This is a genomic window from Mesorhizobium sp. NZP2234 (assembly GCF_013170765.1).
Lineage (GTDB): Bacteria > Pseudomonadota > Alphaproteobacteria > Rhizobiales > Rhizobiaceae > Mesorhizobium > Mesorhizobium loti_D.
Genome location: NZ_CP033364.1, coordinates 690,838 through 711,033 on the forward strand (window position 1 = coordinate 690,838; position 20,196 = coordinate 711,033).

Annotated in this window: 18 protein-coding genes; 11 read left to right on the forward strand and 7 right to left on the reverse strand. The window is 65.1% G+C overall.

Annotation, left to right across the window (positions count from 1 at the left end; genetic code table 11):
- Positions 1-71 precede the first annotated feature (71 nt).
- From EB230_RS03230 to EB230_RS03245, 4 genes are read left to right on the forward strand one after another with little or no spacing between them, the layout of a single operon-like run.
- Positions 72-953 carry a branched-chain amino acid ABC transporter permease gene (locus EB230_RS03230; RefSeq protein WP_172371322.1) on the forward strand — a complete coding sequence of 294 codons (882 nt, stop codon included), beginning with the start codon at positions 72-74 and terminating at the stop codon, positions 951-953.
- The gene (locus EB230_RS03235) at positions 950-1,912 is read left to right on the forward strand and encodes a branched-chain amino acid ABC transporter permease (protein ID WP_172371324.1); all 963 of its coding nucleotides are present in this window, start codon (positions 950-952) and stop codon (positions 1,910-1,912) included. Before EB230_RS03230 ends, EB230_RS03235 begins: the two co-directional genes overlap by 4 nt.
- Positions 1,909-2,634: an ABC transporter ATP-binding protein gene (locus tag EB230_RS03240; protein ID WP_172371326.1), complete on the forward strand. Its 726-nt coding sequence runs from the start codon at positions 1,909-1,911 to the stop codon at positions 2,632-2,634. The genes EB230_RS03235 and EB230_RS03240 overlap by 4 nt, the downstream gene beginning before the upstream one ends.
- Entirely contained in the window at positions 2,631-3,365 is a 735-nt protein-coding gene (locus EB230_RS03245; protein WP_172371328.1) for an ABC transporter ATP-binding protein, read from the forward strand. The genes EB230_RS03240 and EB230_RS03245 overlap by 4 nt, the downstream gene beginning before the upstream one ends.
- On the opposite strand, the gene EB230_RS03250 is transcribed toward EB230_RS03245, so the two are convergent.
- Both EB230_RS03250 and pncA read right to left on the reverse strand, forming a co-directional pair.
- On the reverse strand, positions 3,366-4,775 hold the full coding sequence (locus EB230_RS03250) for a sodium:proton antiporter (RefSeq protein WP_172371330.1): 1,410 nt from the start codon (positions 4,773-4,775) through the stop codon (positions 3,366-3,368).
- Between the two features lie 49 nt (positions 4,776-4,824).
- Positions 4,825-5,439 carry a bifunctional nicotinamidase/pyrazinamidase gene (gene pncA, locus EB230_RS03255; protein ID WP_172371332.1) on the reverse strand — a complete coding sequence of 205 codons (615 nt, stop codon included), beginning with the start codon at positions 5,437-5,439 and terminating at the stop codon, positions 4,825-4,827.
- Positions 5,440-5,712: 273 nt separating this feature from the next.
- On the opposite strand from pncA, the gene EB230_RS03260 reads away from it, so the two are divergent.
- The 6 genes from EB230_RS03260 to EB230_RS03285 are packed head-to-tail and all read left to right on the forward strand — an operon-like array spanning position 5,713 to position 13,020.
- Positions 5,713-6,573, forward strand: coding sequence for a xanthine dehydrogenase family protein subunit M (locus EB230_RS03260; RefSeq protein WP_172371334.1), 861 nt, complete (start codon positions 5,713-5,715; stop codon positions 6,571-6,573).
- Positions 6,570-9,563: a molybdopterin-dependent oxidoreductase gene (locus EB230_RS03265; protein ID WP_246738908.1), complete on the forward strand. Its 2,994-nt coding sequence runs from the start codon at positions 6,570-6,572 to the stop codon at positions 9,561-9,563. The genes EB230_RS03260 and EB230_RS03265 overlap by 4 nt, the downstream gene beginning before the upstream one ends.
- Positions 9,560-11,101, forward strand: coding sequence for a 6-hydroxynicotinate reductase (locus EB230_RS03270; protein ID WP_172371336.1), 1,542 nt, complete (start codon positions 9,560-9,562; stop codon positions 11,099-11,101). Before EB230_RS03265 ends, EB230_RS03270 begins: the two co-directional genes overlap by 4 nt.
- Complete coding sequence (locus tag EB230_RS03275) at positions 11,101-11,985, forward strand: thiamine biosynthesis protein ApbE (protein ID WP_056568439.1); 885 nt, start codon at positions 11,101-11,103, stop codon at positions 11,983-11,985. Before EB230_RS03270 ends, EB230_RS03275 begins: the two co-directional genes overlap by 1 nt.
- Positions 11,978-12,562, forward strand: a complete 585-nt coding sequence (locus EB230_RS03280) for an amino acid synthesis family protein (RefSeq protein ID WP_172371338.1) — start codon at positions 11,978-11,980, stop codon at positions 12,560-12,562. The genes EB230_RS03275 and EB230_RS03280 overlap by 8 nt, the downstream gene beginning before the upstream one ends.
- Positions 12,559-13,020 carry a MarR family transcriptional regulator gene (locus EB230_RS03285; protein WP_056568432.1) on the forward strand — a complete coding sequence of 154 codons (462 nt, stop codon included), beginning with the start codon at positions 12,559-12,561 and terminating at the stop codon, positions 13,018-13,020. Before EB230_RS03280 ends, EB230_RS03285 begins: the two co-directional genes overlap by 4 nt.
- 47 nt (positions 13,021-13,067) lie before the next feature.
- Here EB230_RS03285 and EB230_RS03290 read toward each other — a convergent pair whose 3' ends face one another.
- Genes EB230_RS03290 through EB230_RS03300 form a run of 3 tightly spaced genes read right to left on the reverse strand, consistent with a single transcriptional unit; the run spans position 13,068 to position 16,935 of the window.
- Positions 13,068-14,036, reverse strand: a complete 969-nt coding sequence (locus tag EB230_RS03290) for a substrate-binding domain-containing protein (RefSeq protein WP_056568429.1) — start codon at positions 14,034-14,036, stop codon at positions 13,068-13,070.
- Complete coding sequence (locus tag EB230_RS03295; protein ID WP_172371340.1) at positions 14,033-15,352, reverse strand: ABC transporter permease; 1,320 nt, start codon at positions 15,350-15,352, stop codon at positions 14,033-14,035. Before EB230_RS03295 ends, EB230_RS03290 begins: the two co-directional genes overlap by 4 nt.
- A complete protein-coding gene (locus tag EB230_RS03300) occupies positions 15,349-16,935 on the reverse strand; it encodes a sugar ABC transporter ATP-binding protein (RefSeq protein WP_172371342.1) in 1,587 nt (528 codons plus the stop codon). Before EB230_RS03300 ends, EB230_RS03295 begins: the two co-directional genes overlap by 4 nt.
- Before the next feature lie 220 nt (positions 16,936-17,155).
- Here EB230_RS03300 and EB230_RS03305 point away from each other — a divergent pair, with 220 nt between their 5' ends.
- Positions 17,156-18,175: a LacI family DNA-binding transcriptional regulator gene (locus tag EB230_RS03305; RefSeq protein WP_056568424.1), complete on the forward strand. Its 1,020-nt coding sequence runs from the start codon at positions 17,156-17,158 to the stop codon at positions 18,173-18,175.
- A gap of 15 nt (positions 18,176-18,190) precedes the next feature.
- On the opposite strand, the gene EB230_RS03310 is transcribed toward EB230_RS03305, so the two are convergent.
- Together EB230_RS03310 and EB230_RS03315 are read right to left on the reverse strand one after the other, a co-directional pair.
- Positions 18,191-18,985: an inositol monophosphatase family protein gene (locus EB230_RS03310; protein WP_056568421.1), complete on the reverse strand. Its 795-nt coding sequence runs from the start codon at positions 18,983-18,985 to the stop codon at positions 18,191-18,193.
- A gap of 179 nt (positions 18,986-19,164) precedes the next feature.
- The gene (locus EB230_RS03315; protein WP_056568418.1) at positions 19,165-20,166 is read right to left on the reverse strand and encodes an LLM class flavin-dependent oxidoreductase; all 1,002 of its coding nucleotides are present in this window, start codon (positions 20,164-20,166) and stop codon (positions 19,165-19,167) included.
- Between the last annotated feature and the right edge of the window lie 30 nt (positions 20,167-20,196).

Sequence of the window (20,196 nt, forward strand, 5' to 3'; positions counted from 1 at the left end):
CGCGCCCCACCCTCCACCCGACCGCCTTGCGGTCACCCTTCCCACAAGGGGCAGGGTTAAGGGCGCCCTGAATGCATTTCGGACCCCATCTCCTCCTTGCCGCCCTCGAAGGCCTCGTCACCTCCGCCGTACTGGCGCTGACGGCGCTTGGGCTGTCGCTGGTGTTCGGCGTGATGCGGGTGGTCAATGTCGCGCATGGCGAGTTCTTCATGCTGGGCGCGGTGCTCGCCTGGGCGATCTCGACGGCGATATCGGGCCATCCGGCATTGGGTTTCCTGGCGGCACTGGTGATAGCGCCGCTGATCGTCGGCGCCATCGCGCTGGTCGCCGAGCGGCTGGTGCTGCGCCGGCTCAACTACAATCCGGAAGCCACTATCGTCGCCACCATCGGCATGCTCTACATCATCCAGCAGCTGGCGCTGACCTTCTATGGTCCGGAGGCGCGGCCGGTGGAGCCGCCGTTCAGCTACCGCATCCTTTTGCCGTGGTTCGGCTACTCCGGCTACAAACTGTCCATCATCGCGGCTTCCGCGCTTCTCTTGATCGCCACATGGCTGGTGCTGACACGCACCAGGATCGGCCTCATCATGCGCGCCACCCAGTATGACAGCGAGACGGCGCAGGCTTTCGGCATCCCGGTCGACCGCGTCTACGGCGGCGTCTTCGCGCTCGGCGCCATGCTGGCGGCGGTCGCCGCGGTGCTGATCGTGCCGATCAGCCAGGCGCATTATCTGATGGGACAGGACCCGCTGCTGCTTTCCTTCATCGTCGTCATCATCGGCGGCCTCGGCTCGCTGCGCGGCACCGTCGTCGCCGCCGTGCTGATCGGCCTGTCCGATGGCATCATCTCGATGTTCTTCTCGCCGACCCTGGCCAAGATCATCGCCACGCTGCTGGTCGCCATGGTGCTGGTGTTCCGGCCGCAAGGCCTGTTCGGGACGGCATCGCGATGAGCGAAGCTTCGCCGGCAAAGGCCTATGCGCTGCATCTCTGCGTCATCGCGCTGCTCTTCCTGCTGAGCTTCGTGCTGCCTGAGTACTATCATGGCCTTCTCGCCCGCATCATGGTGCTGGCGGTGTTCGCCATGGGCTACAACATGCTGTTCGGCTATGTCGGCCTGCTCAGCCTCGGCCATGCCATGTTCTTCGGCGCCGGGCTCTACGGCGCCGGCCTTGCGGTCATCCAGCTCGGCTGGGGCGTGCCGCTGGCCTTCCTCGGCGGGATTGCCTGCGGCGCGGTGCTGGCGCTGGTGATCGGCCTCCTTGCACTACGCACCACGGGCGTCGCCTTCATGATCGTCACCATGATGTTCGCGCAGGTGTTTTATCTCGTCATCCTCTATTTCTCTTCATGGACCGGCGGCGACCAGGGCATGGTCGTGCCGCAGCCGGCGCGTGTCCTCACATTCGGCGCGGCCGCGCTTGACCTCACCAATCCGACCGTGCGCTACATGACAGCGCTGGCGCTGTTCTCGATAGTGCTGCTGATCACGCTGGGCATCGTCCGCTCCCGACATGGCCGCGTGCTGATCGCCATCCGCGAGAACGAGGAGCGGACGAAGATGCTGGGCTACGACACCTTCTCCAACAAGCTTGCCGCCGTCGTCGTCTCCGGCACCATCTGTGCCGCCTCAGGCGCAGCCTACGCGCTGCTGTTCGGCTATGTGGGCTCGAGCTTCGCCTCGGTGCAGTATTCGATCCTGCCGCTGCTGTGGGTGCTTCTTGGCGGTGCCGCCACGACGCTCGGGCCGCTGATCGGCACGGTCTTCATGTACTATGTCATCGACGTCACCAGCGGCTACACATCGGCCTATCTGCTGATCGTTGGCATCGCGCTCATCCTGCTGGTGCTGTTTTTCCCCAAGGGCATTCTCGGCAGCATCCGTCAGCGCTGGCTCGGGTGGCTGCCATGACGCCGCTTTTGATCACCAAGGGCCTGTCGCGCGATTTCGGCGGCTTGCGCGCCGTCGACGGCGTCGATTTCACCCTGACTCCCGGCGAGATTCGCGCCGTGATCGGCCCCAACGGAGCGGGGAAGACCACCTTCGTCAGCCTGGTCAGCGGCCGCATCCAGCCGTCTTCCGGCACGATCGTCTTCGACGGCGCCGATATTACGGGCCTGCCTGCCTATGCCCGCGTCCGCATGGGCATCGCCTACACGTTCCAGATCACCAGCGTCTATGCCAACCTGTCCGTTTACGCCAACGTCGCGCTGCCCGCGCAACTGACGTTGCGGCATGGCCCTTCCAAGAGCGCGATACAGGCCGCCGTCATGGCGGCGCTCGAACGCACCGGCCTGGCCGACCGCGCCCATATGCCGGCCGGGCAATTGTCCTATGGCCACCAGCGCCTGCTGGAGGTGGCGATGGGGCTGGCGTTGAAGCCGCGTCTGCTGATCCTCGACGAGCCGACGCAAGGCCTGGCCGACTCTGAGATCGACAATTTCATCACCCTGGTGCGCGAGATCGCCAAAAACGCCACCGTGCTGCTGATCGAACATAACATGCCCGTCGTCATGCAGCTCGCCGATCGCATCACCGTCTTCAATGCCGGCAGGATCCTTGCCGAAGGCACGCCGGAAGCGATCCGCGCGAACGTAGCGGTACAGGAGGCCTATCTGGGGAGCGCCCCATGACCGAAACGAACAAGGCGGAGACAAAGTCTGAAGCGCTGGTGATCGCGGGACTGGACTGCTTCTACGGCCAGGTCCAGGTGCTCTACAGCCTCGACCTCATGCTGAACAAGGGCGAGGTGCTGTGCCTGTTCGGCCGCAACGGCGCCGGCAAGACGACGACGCTGAAGGCGATCATGGGCCTGCTTCCTTCGAGTGCCGGCTCGATCAAGCTCGCCGGCCGGGAACTGACCGGCCTGCCGGCGCACGAAGTGCCGAAGGCCGGCGTCGCCTATGTACCGCAGGGCAGGAGGCTGTTCGCCGAGATGACGGTGGCCGAAAACATCGAGATCGGGCTGATGGCGCGCGGCAAGGGCAAGGCCGTGCGGGAAACCGTGTTCGACCTCTTCCCGCTGCTGCGCCAGCGGCTGCGGCAACGTTCGGGCACCTTGTCCGGCGGCGAGCAGCAGATGCTGGCGATGGCGCGCGCGCTCTGCCTCGAACCGCAGGTGCTCTTGCTCGACGAACCGACCGAAGGGCTGATGCCGTCAATGATCGCCAAGATCCGCGAGACGGTGTCGAAGCTGCGCGACATGGGCGTCTCGACCATACTGGTCGAGCAGCGCGTCGATGCCGTGCTGTCGGTCGCCGACCGCGTCTCGTTCATCGAGAATGGCCGCAACCGCGAGACGGTCGATGTCGAGGAACTGCGCGCCGACCCTTCGGCGGTCAGGCGCTATGTCGGCGTCGGTTGATCAGCCGAAAAACAGAAAGCCCGCGACCAGGAAGGTCGGAATCAGTACCAGTCCGGACCACAGCATATAGCCGAAGAAGCCAGGCATCTCGACGCCGCGCTGCCGGGCGATGGCGTAGACCATGAAGTTGGGCGCATTGCCGATATAGGTGTTGGCGCCCATGAACACCGCACCCGCCGAGATCGCCGCAAGCGTCGAGGCGAATTCGGCCATCAGGTGGCGTGGATCGCCCCCGGCAAGTTCAAAGAACACCAGGTAGGTCGGCGCATTGTCGAGGAAGGACGACAGCGCTCCGGTCAGCCAGAAATAGGCGAGGTCGTTGGGCGTGCCTTGCGCCGAGGTGACGAGCGCGACCAGCGGCGCCAGCGCGCCCTCATGGCCGGCTCTCAAAATGGCGATGACCGGCACGATGCAGATGAAGATGCCGGCAAACAGTTTCGCCACTTCCGCGATCGGTCCCCAGTTGAAGCCGTTCGCCTCGCGGTATTCCTTGCGCGAAACCGCCAGCGAGATGAAGGCGAGCGCCAGGATGACGGCGTCGCGCACCAGGTTCTGCAGTTCCAGCGTCACGCCATGAATGGAGACGCTGATCTCAGGCTTCCATGTCGCCGACAGCAGGATGGCGCCGATGACCCCGGCCAGCAGCGGAATGTTTGGCAGGCCTCGAATGCGTATCCTGGAATCCGGTGTCGGGTCCTTGATCTTCGGCGCGCCTGCCTCGCGCCGGTGCAGGATGATGTCGATCGCCAGGAACGCCGCCAGCACCAGGCCGCCGACGAACAGCGTTTCCCGATAGAGGTTCGTGGTCGTCCAGAAGAAGTCGATGCCACGCAGGAAGCCAACGAACAGCGGCGGATCGCCGAGCGGCGTCAGCGAGCCGCCGATATTGGACACCAGGAAGATGAAGAAGACGATGACATGGGCGTTGAACGGCCTGTTGTCGTTGGCGCGGATGACCGGCCGGATCAGGATCATCGAGGCGCCCGTCGTGCCGATGACCGAGGCGAGCAGCGCGCCGACCAGCAGCAGCCCGGCATTGACCAGCGGTGTGCCGTGGATGTTGCCGGCGACCAGAATGCCGCCCGAAATGGTGAACAGCGCAAAAAGCAGGATGATGAAGGACATGTATTCGGTAAGCAGCGCGTGCAGTACCGCCTCGGTCGCCGAAGACAGACCGAAGGCAAGCGCCAAAGGCACGACCACGGACGCGGCCCAAAGCGCCGCGATCTTGCCGTAGTGGTGCTCCCAGACGTGATGGAACAGCAGCGGCCCGGTGGCAATCGACAGCAGCAGCCCGGCAAAGGGAAGTGCCCACCACAGCGACATCGAAGCGCCGGGCAATGCGTGTTCCTCGGCCGCGAAGGCCGCTTCCGGGAACAGCATCGCGGCGGCAAATGCACCGCCGGCCATCAGGCTTGCGGTGATCCGCGAAAGGCCCCCCTGATGCTCCACCGTCCGTTCAGTCCGACAAATGATCTTCAAGCGTCACGCCGGCATCGCGCATGCGCCGCAGCATGGCATTGAGCGAGCCATTGAGATCGATGCCACGGCAGGCATCGAGCCTGACGGTGGTTTTGAAACCCTGGCTGACGGCATCCAGCGCCGAAAAGCCGACGCAGAAATCGGTCGCCAGGCCGACCAGGGTCAAACTGTCGATGCCGCGCTCCCTGAGATAGCCGGCGAGACCCGTCGGCGTCGTGTGGTCGTTCTCGAAGAACGCCGAATAGCTGTCGATCGCTGGGCGAAATCCCTTGCGGATGACGAGCTCGGCCTTGGTCCAGGCAAGGCCGGAATGGAAATCCGAGCCGAGGCTGCCCTGGATGCAATGGTCCGGCCACAGCGTCTGCTGGCCATAGGGCATCTCGATCATGGTGAAGGGCTGCGCGCCCGGATGGCTGGAGGCAAAGCTCGAATGGCCGGCGGGGTGCCAGTCCTGCGTCAGCACGACATGGTCAGTCCGCCGGATCATGTCGTTGACCAGCGGCACGATCTCGTCGCCGCCGGTCACGGCCAACGCGCCGACCGGGCAAAAGTCGTTCTGCAGGTCGATGACAACAAGCGCTTCGTCGGCCATGCGGCTTCCTTCCCTCTGTCTCGATGCCGCTGTTGCGACCGGAGGCAGAAACTTGACCAGATGGCCGGCCGCGTCAACCTCCGAAGGCGTAACAATCTCGTTGCATGCGGCCCGACAGGGACGACGCCCCAAACTCTGGCTTTGACAATTTCCACCGGCTTGATATCATTTGCATACGAATGAATTTCCGGTTCGAAACCGGCGACATGATCCCGGGGGAAAATCCTGGGAGGGCCAAATTCGTGGAAGGCCCGCTCTCTGGGAAGGCAAAGCGTGATCCGTTACGCGAAACCCACCACGGTCGATGAGGCGCTCGCGCTGCTTGGCGAGGACGCCTGGCGCATCCTCGCCGGCGGTACGGATTTCTATCCGGCACAAGGCACGAAGCCGTTCCGCGACAATGTCCTCGACATCAATGGCCTCACCGCGCTGCGCGGCATCGCCGAGACGGATGACCACTTTGTCATCGGTGCGCGCACGACATGGAGCGACCTAATCCGCCATCCCTTGCCGCCTGCCTTCGAAGCGCTGAAACAGGCCGCGCGCGAGGTCGGCTCGCCGCAAATCCAGAACGTCGCCTCGGTCGCGGGCAATCTCTGCAACGCCTCGCCGGCCGCCGATGGCGTGCCGGGCCTGCTCGTGCTCGATGCCGAAGTCGAACTGCGTTCGGCAACAGTGACGCGCTACCTGCCCTTGCCGGATTTCGTTCTCGGCAACCGCCGCACGGCCCTGCAAGCTGGGGAAATGGTCAGCGCCATCCGCGTGCCGAAGCCCTCTACAACGGGCACGTCGGCTTTCGTCAAGCTCGGCGCACGGCGCTATCTCGTCATTTCCATAGCTATGGTGGCGGCGCGCCTGGTCGTCGAGAACGGCACAGTGACCGAAGCGGCCATCGCCGTCGGCTCGTGCTCGGCAGTCGCCAGGCGCCTTGCCGGCGTCGAGGCGGCGCTGCTCGGATTGCCTGTGGATCACCGGCTCGGCGATGCGGTCCAGTCCGCACCGATCACGGAACTGTCGCCGATCGCCGACGTGCGCGGCAGCGCGGAATACCGGCTCGACGCTGTGCGCGAGATTGTCGCCCGCGCCGTGCTGACGGCCGCCGGCCTGACGAACGATAACATGGTGGCGGCATGAACCAGCTTCCGTCTGAAGTGACTGTGGCCCTGCCCGATCTGGGCGAAGGCAGGCCCGGCCTCGGCCCTGAACGCGCCGACATCGCCTTCGCGGTCAATGGCGACGCCGTCCTGGTCAATGTGCCGCCGCTGCGCCGGCTGTCCCAGGTGCTGCGCGACGAATTGCGGCTCACCGGCACCAAGGTCGGCTGCGATGCCGGCGATTGCGGCGCCTGCACGGTACTGGTCGATGGCGAGCCTGTCTGCGCCTGCCTGATGCCGGCGGCGTCCGCTGCCGGCACCGCGGTGACGACGGTTGAGGGGCTGGCCAACGGCAGGCTGTCGGCGTTGCAGGCCTCTTTCCTTGCCCACGGCGCGGCGCAATGCGGCATCTGCACGCCCGCGCTGCTGGTCGCGGCGACCGCATTGCTGGACAGGAAGCCCAGCCCTACCGAGCCCGAAGTGCAGGATGCGCTGGGCGGCATTCTCTGTCGCTGCACCGGCTACCGGAAGATCATCGCGGCGGTGATGGATGCCGGGCGGTTCGAACCGTCAATGGATGGCGCTGCCCCTCATCCGCCTGCCGGCACCTTCTCCCCGTATAGGGACGGGGAGAAGGGACAAGCTCCAGCGTCGACGCCTCCCTCTCCCCGTCCCTTGCGGGGAGAGGGTGAGGGTGAGGGGCGGCATCAGCATCACCATTTGGATCGCAACCTTGACCACAGAATGCCAACTTCAGGCCACGCCGTCGGCTCATCCCCAGTCCGGCTAGATGGAATCCCGAAGGTCACAGGCGGCGAAAAGTTCGGCGGCGATTCCTTCCCTGCCGATGCACTTTCCGTGCTGGTGGTCCGCTCGCCGCATTATCACGCCAGCTTTGCCTTTGGCGACCTCGATGGATGGGCGAAGAGACACCCCGGCATCGCCGGTGTCTTCACGGCGGCCGACATCCCGGGAAAGAACTGCTTCGGTGCGATCGGCCCGTTCGCCGATCAGCCGGCATTGGCCGAAGGACTTGCGCGGCTTCGCGGCGAGGCGGTGGCGCTGGTCGCCGGCGAGCGCGAGGCGATCCTTGATCTCGACCTGTCGGATTTCCCGGTCCACTGGACCGAATTGCCGTATTTCCTGCAATCTTGCGAAGCGCAGGCCGAAGGTGCGGCACGGATCCATGACAACCGCCCGGCCAACCTTCTGACCACGGGCCTCGTCGAGCGCGGCGATCCCGAGGCGGCGCTTGCCGATGCCGCCCTCACCGTGAGCGGCGCCATCGAAACGTCCTATGTCGAGCACGCCTATATCGAACCGGAAGCCGGCCATGCCTATCTGGATGGCGACACGCTGGTTGTCGTCGCGTGCACGCAGGCGCCCTACATGGACCGCGACGAGACGGCGAAGGTGCTTGGCCTTGCCGTCGACAAGGTGCGCATCGTGCCGACCGCGACCGGCGGCGGTTTCGGCTCGAAACTCGACGTTTCGCTGCAGCCGCTGATCGGCCTCGTGGCGCTGAAAACCGGCCGACCGGCGGCGCTGACCTACACCCGCAATGAATCGATGACATCGACCACCAAGCGCCATCCGGCTGAGATGCGGGCGACCATCGGCGTCGACGCCGAAGGCCATGTCACCGTCATGACCTTTGCCGGCGATTTCAACACCGGCGCCTATGCCAGCTGGGGCCCGACCGTTGCCAACCGAGTGCCGGTGCATGCGTCCGGACCCTATGCGACGCCCAACTATCGCGCCGAGGGCCGCGCCATCCATACGCATGGCCCGATCTCCGGCGCCTTCCGCGGCTTTGGCGTGCCGCAGGCGACCATCATGCAGGAAACGCTCTATGACGAGCTCGCCGGCAAGCTTGGCATCGATCGCCTCGATTTTCGTCTGAAAAACTGCCTTCGGAACGGCTCCGAAACGGTTACCGGGCAACGCCTGGAGTCCGGCGTCGGCATTGCCGAGTGCCTTGAGGCGCTGCGGCCGCATTGGGCGCGCGCGACAGCCGACGCGGATGCGTTCAACGATGCCCACGCGGACAAAAAACGCGGCGTCGGCGTGGCCTCCTGCTGGTATGGCTGCGGCAACACCTCGCTGCCCAATCCATCGACCATCCGGGTCGGCATCGCGGCCGACGGCACGGTCGTCCTGCACCAAGGCGCCGTCGATATCGGCCAGGGCTCCAACACCGTCATCACCCAGATCTGCGCCGACGCGCTCGGCCTGCCGCTGGAGAAATTCCGGCTGAAGAGCGCCGATACGGCGATCAGCCCCGATGCCGGCAAGACTTCGGCCTCGCGCCAGACTTTCGTCACCGGCAAGGCGGCCGAGAAGGCCGGCCGCGCGTTGCGTGAGAACATCCTGCGCTTTGCCAATGTCTCGGAAAAGGCATCCCTCCAGCTGGATGGTGTGGCGATCGTCATCCGCGAGGGCGAGGCCGTACGCCGCATCGATCTCGCCTCGCTCGACGTCGATGCCGAAGGCTTCGTCTTCCGCGCCGAGGAGACCTACGATCCGCCGACGCTGCCGCTCGATGCCAAGGGCCAAGGCAAGCCCTATGCCGTGTACGGCTTCGGCGCGCAGATCGCCGAACTCGAGGTCGATCTCAAGCTCGGCACGGTGAAGCTGCTGAAAATCACCGCCGCGCACGATGTCGGCAAGGCGATCAACCCGCTGCTGGTCGAAGGGCAGATCGAAGGCGGCATCGCGCAAGGCATCGGCATGGCGCTGATGGAAGAATACATTCCCGGCCGGACCGAGAATTTGCACGACTATCTCATTCCGACCATAGGCGACGTGCCGCCGATCGAAACCATCCTGGTCGAGGTACCCGATCCGGAAGGCCCGTTCGGCGCGAAGGGGCTGGGTGAGCATGTGCTGATCCCGACCGCACCCGCGATCCTCAACGCCATCCGCCACGCCACCGGCGTTCTGGTCACCAGGATTCCGGCGACGCCGACGCGTCTGCGCGCTGGCATTCGTGAAAAAGATGGCATCCGCGAAAAGGAGGCACGCCGATGAGCGAGCTTGCCGAGCGCTTCGAAACGCACGATCCCGGCGAGAAGCTGGTGGCGGAGAAGATCCGCTGCGATGCCTGCCCGGTCATGTGCTACATCGCAGATGGCCGCACCGGCGCCTGCGACCGCTACGGCAATGCCGGCGGCCGGATCGTACGGATGGACCCTCTGACCATCCTCGACCACGCGGCCGAGACCGGCGCGGCGATCGTGCCTTTCGTCGCCGAAGGCGAGGCCTGGGACGGCGAGTTGGTCAACACCGGGCGCCGCTTCGTCACGGCAATAGGCGCCGGCACCACCTATCCCGACTACAAGCCGGCGCCGTTCATCGTCAGCCAGGAGGTCGAGGGCGTCGATCTCGTCACGGTCGTCACCGAAGGCATCTTTTCGTATTGCGGCGTCAAGGTGAAGATCGATACCGACCGTCATATCGGACCGGAAACGGCTGTTGTTCGGGCGGAGGGCGAGGCGATCGGCCATGTCACGACAGGCGAATACGGCTCGCAAATGCTGTCGCTGGGCGGGGTGCATCACCTCACCGGCGGCTCCAAGGCCGAAGGCCGCGCCACCTGCGATGCGCTGCTCAATCTGTGCAACCGCAAGCCGGTGGAACTGATCATCGACGGCGGTGCCACCATCATCGTCGAAGCCGGCAAACCACCTGTCATCGACGGCAAGCAGGAGCACCGCATGCGCGTCGGCTGCGGCTCGGCGACGATCGGCATGTTCGCCACGCAATGGCGCGGGCTGGTCGACGAGGTGGTGGTGGTCGACGACCACATCACCGGCGTCGTTTCCGAGCATCAGGCCGGCAAGGTGCTGGGCTGGCAGGATACGGGGATCAAGATCATTGGCCGCCGCTCGACGCCGGGCCGCTATTTCAAGGTTTCCGAGCCCGGCCTCGGCTGGGGCGGCACCTCGATTTCCGACCCGCTGTCGATCCTTGGCGACTGGAACGCCAAGAAGGGCGCGCGACCCGGCCTGTCGTTGCTGATGGTTTCGACCACAGGCGAACAATTCGCCTATTACGAACTCGACGACGAATTGAAGCCTGTCGAAAAACCGTTTCCCGAACGGCTGCGGAAGTCGGTCAATCTGATCGAGGACAATTGCGAGCCCGCGCTGTGCACCGTGCTGTTCATCGGCGGCGCCGGCGGTTCGCTGCGGGCCGGCGTCACCGAAAACCCGGTCAATCTCACCCGGTCGGTGCAAGGCCTGAAGACCTATGTGACGGTCGGCGGCGCGCCGGTCTATGTCTGGCCGGGCGGCGGCATCACGCTGATGGTCGATGTCACCAAGGTGCCGGAAGGCGCTTTCGGCTATGTGCCGACACCGGCGCTGGTGGCGCCGATCGAATTCACGCTGCGCCGCGACGACTATATCAGGCTCGGCGGCTACGAGGCCGAAATCCGCAGCGTCGAGGATATCGTCGCCAAGGGCGGCGAGTATCTCAACCCACGTCGCGGAACCGGCGCGCCGTCCGACAATCCATGGCCGCCGCTCGCGCAATTGCGGCGTGCCGCCTCGAACGGAGCCGGGTGATGGACGGCCCGCAAGTCCACTGGCTGCAGGACGGCAAGCGGCTGCACCTCAACCACGGGCCGATCGACCTGATCGTCGAGGCCTTTGGCGAGGCGGGCGAGTGTCGTGCCGCCTACGCCCAGGCTGTCGCGCGCTTCCAGACGATCCTGATCGAGTTGGTCAAGGAGCTTCCCGAATTGCGGCTCCCGGCATTTTTCCTGCGGCCGCGCGCCTTTGACGGCCCGACGGCGCGCCGCATGGAAGCCGCCGTCATGCCCTTGGCGGAATGCTTCATAACACCGATGGCGGCCGTTGCAGGATCGGTAGCCGACGAAATGCTCGCCGCATTGCTTGCCGGCCGCAGGCTCGATCGCGCCTATGTCAACAATGGCGGCGACAGCGCCCTTCACATTGGCACGGGCCGGTCGATCGGTCTGGCGGTCGCCGGCACCGGCAACGGCATGGCCGACCGGATCACGATCCGTGCGGAAGACGGCGTTCGCGGCGTTGCCACCAGCGGCTGGCGCGGCCGCTCCTTTTCGCTCGGCATTGCCGACGCCGTCACCGTGCTGGCGCGGACCGGCGCAGAGGCCGATGCGGCGGCGACGCTCATCGCCAACGCGGTCGACCTGCCCGGCAATCCCGCCATCAAGCGCACTCCGGCACAGGAGTTGTCGCCCGACAGCGATCTCGGCGCGCGACTGGTGACACAAGCCGTCGGCACGCTGGCGTTTGGCGAAGTGGCGCAGGCGCTGGACAATGGCCTGGCCGTCGCCGAAGATTTTCGCCGGCGCGGGCTGATTGCCGCATCGGCACTGTTTCTTGGCGGTGAGGCCCGCATCAGTGGCTCGGTTGCACTTTCCGCGCCCAACAAACATCCGAGGGAGGAAGTTGCCCATGCCTGAGTTTCCGATCCGCAAGGTCGCGGTGCTGAGCGAAGAAATCTTTCACGAGGGCGGACCGGTCGCGGACGTACCGCGCCGCCGGGCGGCGGCCATGGCCGTGGTCAGGAACCCGTTCGCGGGACGCTATGTCGAGGATCTGCAAAGCGCCATGGACGATCTGAAGCCGCTCGGCCTGCTGCTCTGCGACCGGCTGATCGCGGCGCTCGGCGGCGATGTCAATCAGATCGACGGCTACGGCAAGGGCGCCATCGTCGGCACGGCGGGCGAACTGGAACACGGCGCGCTCTGGCATGTGCCGGGCGGCTACGCCATGCGCGAGCGGCTCGGCGACGCCAAGGCGATCGTGCCGTCGGCCAAGAAGGTCGGCGCCTTCGGCTCGAAGCTCGACGTACCGCTCGGCCACATCAACGCCGCCTATGTGCGCAGCCATTTCGACGCCATGGAAGTCGGCATAAGCGACGGCCCGCGTCCCGACGAGATCCTGTTTTGCCTCGCCATGACCTGCGGCCCGCGCGTCCACAACCGCATGGGTGGCCTTGCGGCCGACGACATCAAGGCCTGGGACGGGTTGCGGTGAACGGCGAGGACAATCTGCTCAAGCTGGTCGAGGCCGAAGAGCCTGAGGAACATGACTACCTCCTCCAGGAACAGGTCGGCTTCATCCTGCGCAAGGCGCACCAGCGCCATGTGTCCATCTTCGCCGCGCATATCGGCGACCTGACGCCGCCACAATTCGCGGCGCTGGCCAAGCTGCGCGATGTCGGCGAGACCTCGCAGAACCAGCTCGGCACGCTGATCGCGATGGACGCGGCGACCGTGAAGGGCGTGATCGACCGCCTGAAGGCACGCGGCCTGGTGGCGCTCTCCAGGCATGAGGTCGACAAAAGGCGGCTGCTGGTCAATCTGACCGCCGAGGGTCGCGATGCGATCGAACGGCTGATCCCGCTGGCCCGCGAAATCACCAGGGAAACGCTGGCACCGCTCTCGGCCAAGGAGATCGCCACGTTCACAAAGCTGCTGGCGAAGCTGGCGTAGGCTGGTCCTGCCGGACGCCAATCAGCGCCCGGCAGAAGCGTATCGTCTCAGAGTCCGTTGTCCTTCAGCACCTGGGCGGCGTTTTCCTTGGTGATCTTCTCGGTCGGCAGCGTGATGGTCTTCTCGACCTTCTCGCCGTTGAGGAACTTGATCGCCTGACGCAGGCCTTCAGCACCGGGGGTGACATAGGTGAAGGTCGCCGTCAGCTCGCCCTTGTTCACCATTTGCACGCCTTCATTGGGCAAGCCGTCGATGCCGATGAACTTGATGTCCTTCTCGCGGCCGACGTCCTTGGCGGCAAGATAGGCGCCGTAGGCCATTGGGTCGTTGTGGCCGTAAACGAGATCGATCTTCTCGTTGGTTTTCAGCGCGTTGGCCATCAGATTGTAGGCCTGGTCCTGCTTCCAGTCGCCCGACTGCTGGTCGAGCAGATACTTGATGCCCGGCTCCTTGTCGGTGAATTCGTGGAAGCCGTCATGGCGGTCATGCGCCGGCTGGGTGCCCATCCCGCCCCAGATCTCGACGACATTGCCCGCCGCCTTGCCCTTGCCGCCGAGCAGCTCGACGGCATATTCGCCGGCCGCGCGGCCGATCAGCTTGTTATCGCCGCCGACGAACTGCGTGTAGTCCTTGGTGTCGACGTTGCGGTCGAGCACGAAGACCGGAATCTTGGCGTCGATGGCCTGCTGCACGACGCCGGTCAGGCCCGCGGATTCCTTCGGCGACACCAAAAGCGCGTCGACCTCCTGACGGATCAGGTTCTCGACATCGGCGACCTGCTTCTCGGTCTTGTCCTCGCCATCGGTGATGATCAGCTCGACCTCGGGATGCTTGGCGGCTTCGGCGATGATGTCCTTGTTGAACTGGGCGCGCCAGGGCTCGATGGTCGTCACCTGCGAGAAGCCGATCTTCCACTTCTTGTCCTGGGCGAAGGCGTTGCCGGTCGAAAGCAGCGCGGTGGTGGTCAGCAGTGCCGCGCCGAGTGCGGCAAGCTTCAGCATGTCACGTCGTTTCATTTCTTGTTTCCTCCGAGATTGAGAGACGGGGTCTCTTGTGGCGGCCGCTTGGCTGCGGCCGTTTCCTTGCGCGCCGGTTGCCCGCCGGGCAGGCGCAGATAGGCCAGGAGATCGCCGGCATTGCGCTCCTGGACGAGCACGGTGCCGATGATGATCATCCCCTTCAGCACCAGTTGAAGATTCGAATTGATGTTGTGGAGCTGCAGTATGTTGGAGAGCAGCCCGAAGATCAGCACGCCGCAGAACGTGCCGATCAGGCTGCCGCGTCCGCCCATGAGGCTGGTTCCGCCGATGACCACGGCGGCGATGGCGTCGAGCTCCAATCCGGCGCCGGCATCGGGCTTGCCTTGCCGGTACTGCGCCACATAGAGCACCGCGGCGAGGCCGGCGAGCAGGCCGGAGACGGCATAGGTGGCGATCTTGACGCGGCCGGCGGCGATGCCTGAGAGCCGCGCCGCCTCCTCGTTGCCGCCGATGGCATAGACATAGCGGCCGAACGGCGTGAAGCGCAGCACCGCGCCATAGATCAGGATGGCACCGAGGAAGAACAGGCCGGGCATCGGGATGACGCCGAACACCAGCGAGCGCAGCATCTCGAAATCGGCGGTGGCGTTCGAGCCGGTATAGACCGGCAGCACGGCATTGTTCTGGCCGGCGGTGAGCCGGGCGATACCGAGCGCCGTCACCATCATCGCCAGCGTGACGATGAAGGGCTGCAGCCGACCGGCAACGATGATGAAGCCGTTGATGGCGCCGAACAGCAGGCCGACGCAGGGCGCCACCAAGAGCACGCCGAGCACGCCGAATTTGGGCTCGATCTGCGGCAGCAGGTACCATAGCGACAGGCCGCACAGGAACACGCCGACGATTGCTGGCGTGACCAGGCCGCGAACACTGGCCAGCTTCACATCGCGCGCGGCGGCATCCGGACCGGTACGGGACTTTTCCACGTTGAGGAAAATGAAGCGGGTGACGACGAAACCAAGGCAAAGCGCCACCAGCGCGACAGTCGGCACACCCAGCACGACGCCCGGTGTAACACCCGGCACCGTCAGCAGCATGGCGCAGACCACCGAGCAGATGGCCATCAGCGAGCCGACGGAGAGATCGATGCCGCCGGTGATGATCACCGCCGTCATGCCGGTGGCGATCAGTCCGGTGGTCGACACCTGGCGCAGCACGTCGAGCAGATTGCCGTAGGATAGGAAGATGTTGTTGCCCTTGGAACTGACCGGCGAGCCGAGCACGCCGATCAGGAAGATGGCGATCAGGCCCCAATAGAGCTTGGTCCGGGACAGGAGTTTCAATGCAGTCATGCGGCTGGTCTCGATAGCGTCCGGCGCGGCGCGGCAAGGCGCATGATGGCCTCTTCGCTTGCCGCGTCGCGGGAAAGAATACCGGTCTGGCGGCCCTCGGCCATCACCAGGATGCGATCGGAGAGATGCAGCAATTCCGGCAATTCGGAACTGATGACCGCGATGGCCAGGCCATCGCGCGCCAACTGGAAGATGAGGTCGTAGATCTCGCGCTTGGCGCCGACATCGATGCCGCGCGTCGGCTCGTCCAGCAAAAGCACGCGCGGCCTGGTCGCCAGCCACTTGCCGATGACGACCTTCTGCTGGTTGCCGCCCGACAGCGTGCCGGCGGGCTGATCGATGTCCTGGCAGCGGATGCCGAGTGCCTTGACCGCCTGCCTCGCCAGGCCCTGCTCGCCGGCCAGCGAGCGGATGCCGAAGCGTGCCAGCGACCCGACCAGCGGCAGCGCGACATTGTCCGTGATCGAGGCCTGCAAGTGCAGGCCTTGCGTCTTGCGGTCCTCGGTGACCAGCGCGATGCCCAGCCGCCTGGCGTCGCGCGGCGAGCGGATGTTCACGGACCGGCCGTCGAGTTGGATATCCCCGCCGGCACGGCCATCGCCCGAGCCGAAGATCGCTTCCATGATCTCGGTGCGGCCCGAGCCCAGAAGGCCGCCTATGCCGAGGATTTCGCCCGCGGCCAGATCGAAGCCGACGCCGTCGATCACTTGCCGCCAACCCTGGCGGTCGGGCTTCGACAGCGACAGATTGCTGACCGAAAGCACGGTTCGGCCGCCGGGATCCCGCTCCTCTTGCGAGGATGCGAGCAGGTCCCGTCCGACCATCGCCGAAATGATGGCATTCTCGTCAAGCTCGGCCATCGGCCGCGTCAGCACATGGCGCCCGTCGCGGAACACCGTGACGCGGCCGGCCAGATGCATCACCTCGTCGATGCGGTGCGAGATGTAGATGATGGCGACACCGCTTTCGGCAAGCTGGCGGATGATGCGGAACAGCCGCTGGCATTCGGCGGGCGAAAGGGCCGAGGTCGGCTCGTCCATGATCAGGATGCGCGCCGACATCGACAGCGCCTTGGCGATCTCCACCAGTTGCTGTTCGCCGACGCGCAAGGCGCCGACGCGCGCTTCCGGATCGAGTTCAATGCCGAGTCGCTGCAGGAGGGCGGCCGCCGCACGGCTGCTCGCCTTGCGGTCGACGATCAGCCCGGCGATCAGTTTTTCGCGGCCGAGGAAGATGTTGTCGGCGACGCTGAGTTCCGGCACCAGGTTGAGTTCCTGGTGGATGATGGCGATGCCGGCATCCTCTGCGTCGCGCACGCCGGCGAAGCTGACCGGTCTTCCATCGACGCTGACCGTGCCTTCGTAGCCGGTATAGACGCCGGAGAGGATCTTCATCAGCGTCGACTTGCCGGCGCCGTTCTCGCCCATCAGGGCATGGACCTCGCCACGCCGCAAATCGAAGCCGACATCGACCAGGGCGGCGATGCCGCCGAAGCTCTTGGAAATGCGCTCGGCGCTCAGGACGACATTGGAATGGTCCGCCGCCGCGACATGCCCATGGGCGATGGAACCTCTGTGCTCCATGACAATGGCGGCCTCCCTTCCGTCCTCGTCAATCTCATCCAAACGCTATTCTAAACGTTTCGATACTGTCAAGCCGCTATCTGATAACGCAGGATTGACCCTTTTCAATTCTTGCGAAAAACCTTGATATTCCGTAGGTATAGCGAACAGACACTGGCGAAACGTTTCGAAAATGGCAGCATCCAAGCGGACGAGACAGCGAAAATCGACGGCGCCGACCATGCTGCATGTGGCGGAAGCGGCGCGTGTCTCGGTCGCCACCGTGTCGGCGCTGATCAACGGCACGGCGACCGTCAGCCCCGAACTCAGCCAGCGCATCGAGCAGGCGATCCGCGATATCGGCTACAAGCGCAATGCGATCGCCCGCAGCCTGAAAATGGGCACGACGCGCACCATTGGCCTGACCGTGCCGCACATCACCAATCCGTTCTTCACCGATGTCGTCTCGGTCATCCAGCAGGCCTTCGACCGCGCCGGCTATGCCGTCATGCTTTGCTGCACGGACGAGGATCTGAACACCCAGGACGACCAGATCAGGCTCTTGCTCGACCGCATGGTCGACGGGCTGATCGTGGCGCGTGTCGGCGACGGCGCGATCCTCAAGGGGATCGTCGACGACGCCAATGTGCCGGTCGTGCTGCTGGACCGCATCTGCGAGGGCGTCGATACCGACGCGGTGGTGCTCGACAACCAGAGCGCCGTGTTCGACGCCATCACCTACCTGATCAATCTTGGCCACCGGCGCATCGGCTACATCACCGGCACGTCCGATATTTCGCCCATGCACGACCGCATGACCGGATACAGCGAGGCGCTTCGGGCGGCCGGCCTGCCGGTGGCCGAGGAACTGGTTCGCTCCGGCAATTTCCATGAGATCGACGGCTATAACGCGACCATGCAGCTGCTGTCGCTGCACAATCGGCCAAGCGCGATCTTCTCGGCCAACAATCCGATGGTGATCGGCACCATGAAGGCGATCCGCGACATCGGCCTGTCCTGCCCGGAGGATATTTCGGTCGCCTGCTTCGACGATTTTCCGTGGTCCGACGTGTTCCAGCCGCAACTGACCACGGTGGCGCAGCCGGTGCAGGCGATCGGTGAACAGGCGGCCAATCTGCTGCTCGACCGCCTTGCCGGCAACCGGGACGCGCCGCCGCGCAAGCTGGTGCTCAAAGGCCGGCTGATGATCCGCAATTCGTGCCGGCCGCTCGGCGCAATCGCGCAGAGCGCGAGTGCCTGAACGACGCGCGTTGGATCAGGGCTTGAACACTCCGGAACAAAGCGCCTGCAGTTTCGAAAAGACGCCCTTGCCGCCTGATATGACCTGTGTCCCGCTTTGCAGCACCGTCGCGCGATCCGCCTTCAGAACGGCACCGCCGGCTTCCTCGATCAACAGCATGCCGGCCAGGCAGTCCCAGGCGTTCATGTGCTCCTCCACATAGCCAAGCAGCCGGCCCGAGGCCACATAGGCCAGCATCAGCGCGCCGGACGCGTTGCGGAAGAAGACACCGCCTTCGGCGAGGATCTTCTTGATCAGCACGGCGATGTTCTCGGCTTCGGCCCGATTCGAGAAGCCGGTCCCCACCGACCCTTCTTCCAGGCTGGTCGCCGCGCTTGCCTTGATCGGCCGGCCGTTGACGAAGGCGCCACCGTCGCGCCTGCCGTGAAACGTCTCGCCGGTCGACGGCTCGTGGATGACGCCGACGACCGTCTCCCCATCCCGCGCGCAAGCGATCACCACGCACCAGGCCGGAATGCCGCGCACGAAATTGGCGGTGCCGTCGATGGGGTCGATGACCCAGACATGGCCTGTCGAGCCTGCGACCGAGGCATGCTCCTCGCCGACGATGCCATCTTGCGGATAGTCGGCGGCGATCGCGGCGCGGATGAACAGCTCGACCTCACGGTCGGCTTGCGAGACCAGGTCCTGATGGCCCTTGCTCTCGATGGTCAGGCTCTCCAGATCGCGGAAATATCTGAGCCCGAGGTCACCGGCGCGCCGCGCCAGATCGATGGCAAACCGCTCGCGCGCTTCATGGTCGTTTTTCAAGGGAAGTTTCCGATCCGTGGAGGGAAACCCGCCCATAGCAAAACGGCGGTGCCTGCAACAGTGCCTGCCAGGCAGGTTCCGTAAAAAGTGTCCCGCGGTTTTGCGGCAAGAACCCGCGGCAAACAAAGAAACCTAGGCAGACGACGCGTTGGCGAAGCCGGCGGAGTCCGCTCGGAACATCAGGCCGCCTGCAAAAGCGATTTGTGAGCCTCAGCCAAGATCTCGAAGGAGCGCACCCGCGCCGCGTGATCAAAGATCTGCGCGGTGACCATCAGCTCGTCGGCACCGGTGCGGCGCACGAAGGCGTCGATGCCTTGCCGCACCGTTTCGGGAGAGCCGACGACGGCGCAGGACAGCGCCTGGCCGAGCATTGTCTTGGCCATCGGGTCGAGATCGCGGTCATAGTTCTCGACGGGCGGCGGCAATTTTCCCGGCCTGCCGGTGCGCAGGTTGACGAAGGCCTGCTGCAGCGAGGTGAACAGCAGACGCGCCTCGGCATCGGTAGGTGCCGCGAAGACATTGAGGCCGAGCATGACATGCGGCTTGTCGAGCTGCTCCGACGGCTGGAAGCGGGAGCGGTAGATGTCCAGCGCATGATCGAGCTCCGCTGGCGCGAAATGCGAGGCAAAGGCGTAGGGCAGGCCAAGCATGGCGGCGAGCTGCGCGCCATAGAGGCTCGAGCCGAGGATCCAGATCGGCACGGTCTGGCCTTCGCCCGGCACGGCGCGCAGGCGCTGGCCTTCCTCCGCGGGGAGGAAATAGCCCATCAGTTCGACGACATCCTGCGGGAAATTGTCAGCACCGGCTTCGAGGTTGCGGCGCAAAGCGCGCGCGGTGTTCATGTCGGTGCCGGGGGCCCGGCCGAGCCCCAGATCGATGCGGCCGGGAAACAGGGCCGCCAGCGTGCCGAACTGCTCGGCGATCACCAGCGGCGCATGGTTGGGCAACATGATGCCGCCGGCCCCGACGCGAATGGTTTTGGTGCCGCCGGCGACATGAGCGATGACCACCGATGTGGCGGCGCTGGCGATACCCGGCATGTTGTGATGCTCGGCCAGCCAGTAGCGCTTGTAGCCCAGCCGCTCGGCATGGCGGGCAAGATCGAGCGAGTTGGCCAGCGACTGCGAGGCATCGCTGCCTTCGACGATCGGCGACAGGTCGAGAACGGACAGTTCGGTCATGCGTTGGCATCCTGTGTAGAAACCGCATGT

Coding starts and splice junctions, on each gene's coding strand:
- EB230_RS03230 (WP_172371322.1), top strand. CDS start 72: ATGCATTTCGGACCCCATCTCCTCCTTGCCGCCCTCGAAGGCCTCGTC.
- EB230_RS03235 (WP_172371324.1), top strand. CDS start 950: ATGAGCGAAGCTTCGCCGGCAAAGGCCTATGCGCTGCATCTCTGCGTC.
- EB230_RS03240 (WP_172371326.1), top strand. CDS start 1,909: ATGACGCCGCTTTTGATCACCAAGGGCCTGTCGCGCGATTTCGGCGGC.
- EB230_RS03245 (WP_172371328.1), top strand. CDS start 2,631: ATGACCGAAACGAACAAGGCGGAGACAAAGTCTGAAGCGCTGGTGATC.
- EB230_RS03250 (WP_172371330.1), bottom strand. CDS start 4,775: ATGGCCGGCGGTGCATTTGCCGCCGCGATGCTGTTCCCGGAAGCGGCC.
- pncA (WP_172371332.1), bottom strand. CDS start 5,439: ATGGCCGACGAAGCGCTTGTTGTCATCGACCTGCAGAACGACTTTTGC.
- EB230_RS03265 (WP_246738908.1), top strand. CDS start 6,570: ATGAACCAGCTTCCGTCTGAAGTGACTGTGGCCCTGCCCGATCTGGGC.
- EB230_RS03270 (WP_172371336.1), top strand. CDS start 9,560: ATGAGCGAGCTTGCCGAGCGCTTCGAAACGCACGATCCCGGCGAGAAG.
- EB230_RS03275 (WP_056568439.1), top strand. CDS start 11,101: ATGGACGGCCCGCAAGTCCACTGGCTGCAGGACGGCAAGCGGCTGCAC.
- EB230_RS03280 (WP_172371338.1), top strand. CDS start 11,978: ATGCCTGAGTTTCCGATCCGCAAGGTCGCGGTGCTGAGCGAAGAAATC.
- EB230_RS03290 (WP_056568429.1), bottom strand. CDS start 14,036: ATGAAACGACGTGACATGCTGAAGCTTGCCGCACTCGGCGCGGCACTG.
- EB230_RS03295 (WP_172371340.1), bottom strand. CDS start 15,352: ATGACTGCATTGAAACTCCTGTCCCGGACCAAGCTCTATTGGGGCCTG.
- EB230_RS03300 (WP_172371342.1), bottom strand. CDS start 16,935: ATGGAGCACAGAGGTTCCATCGCCCATGGGCATGTCGCGGCGGCGGAC.
- EB230_RS03305 (WP_056568424.1), top strand. CDS start 17,156: ATGCTGCATGTGGCGGAAGCGGCGCGTGTCTCGGTCGCCACCGTGTCG.
- EB230_RS03315 (WP_056568418.1), bottom strand. CDS start 20,166: ATGACCGAACTGTCCGTTCTCGACCTGTCGCCGATCGTCGAAGGCAGC.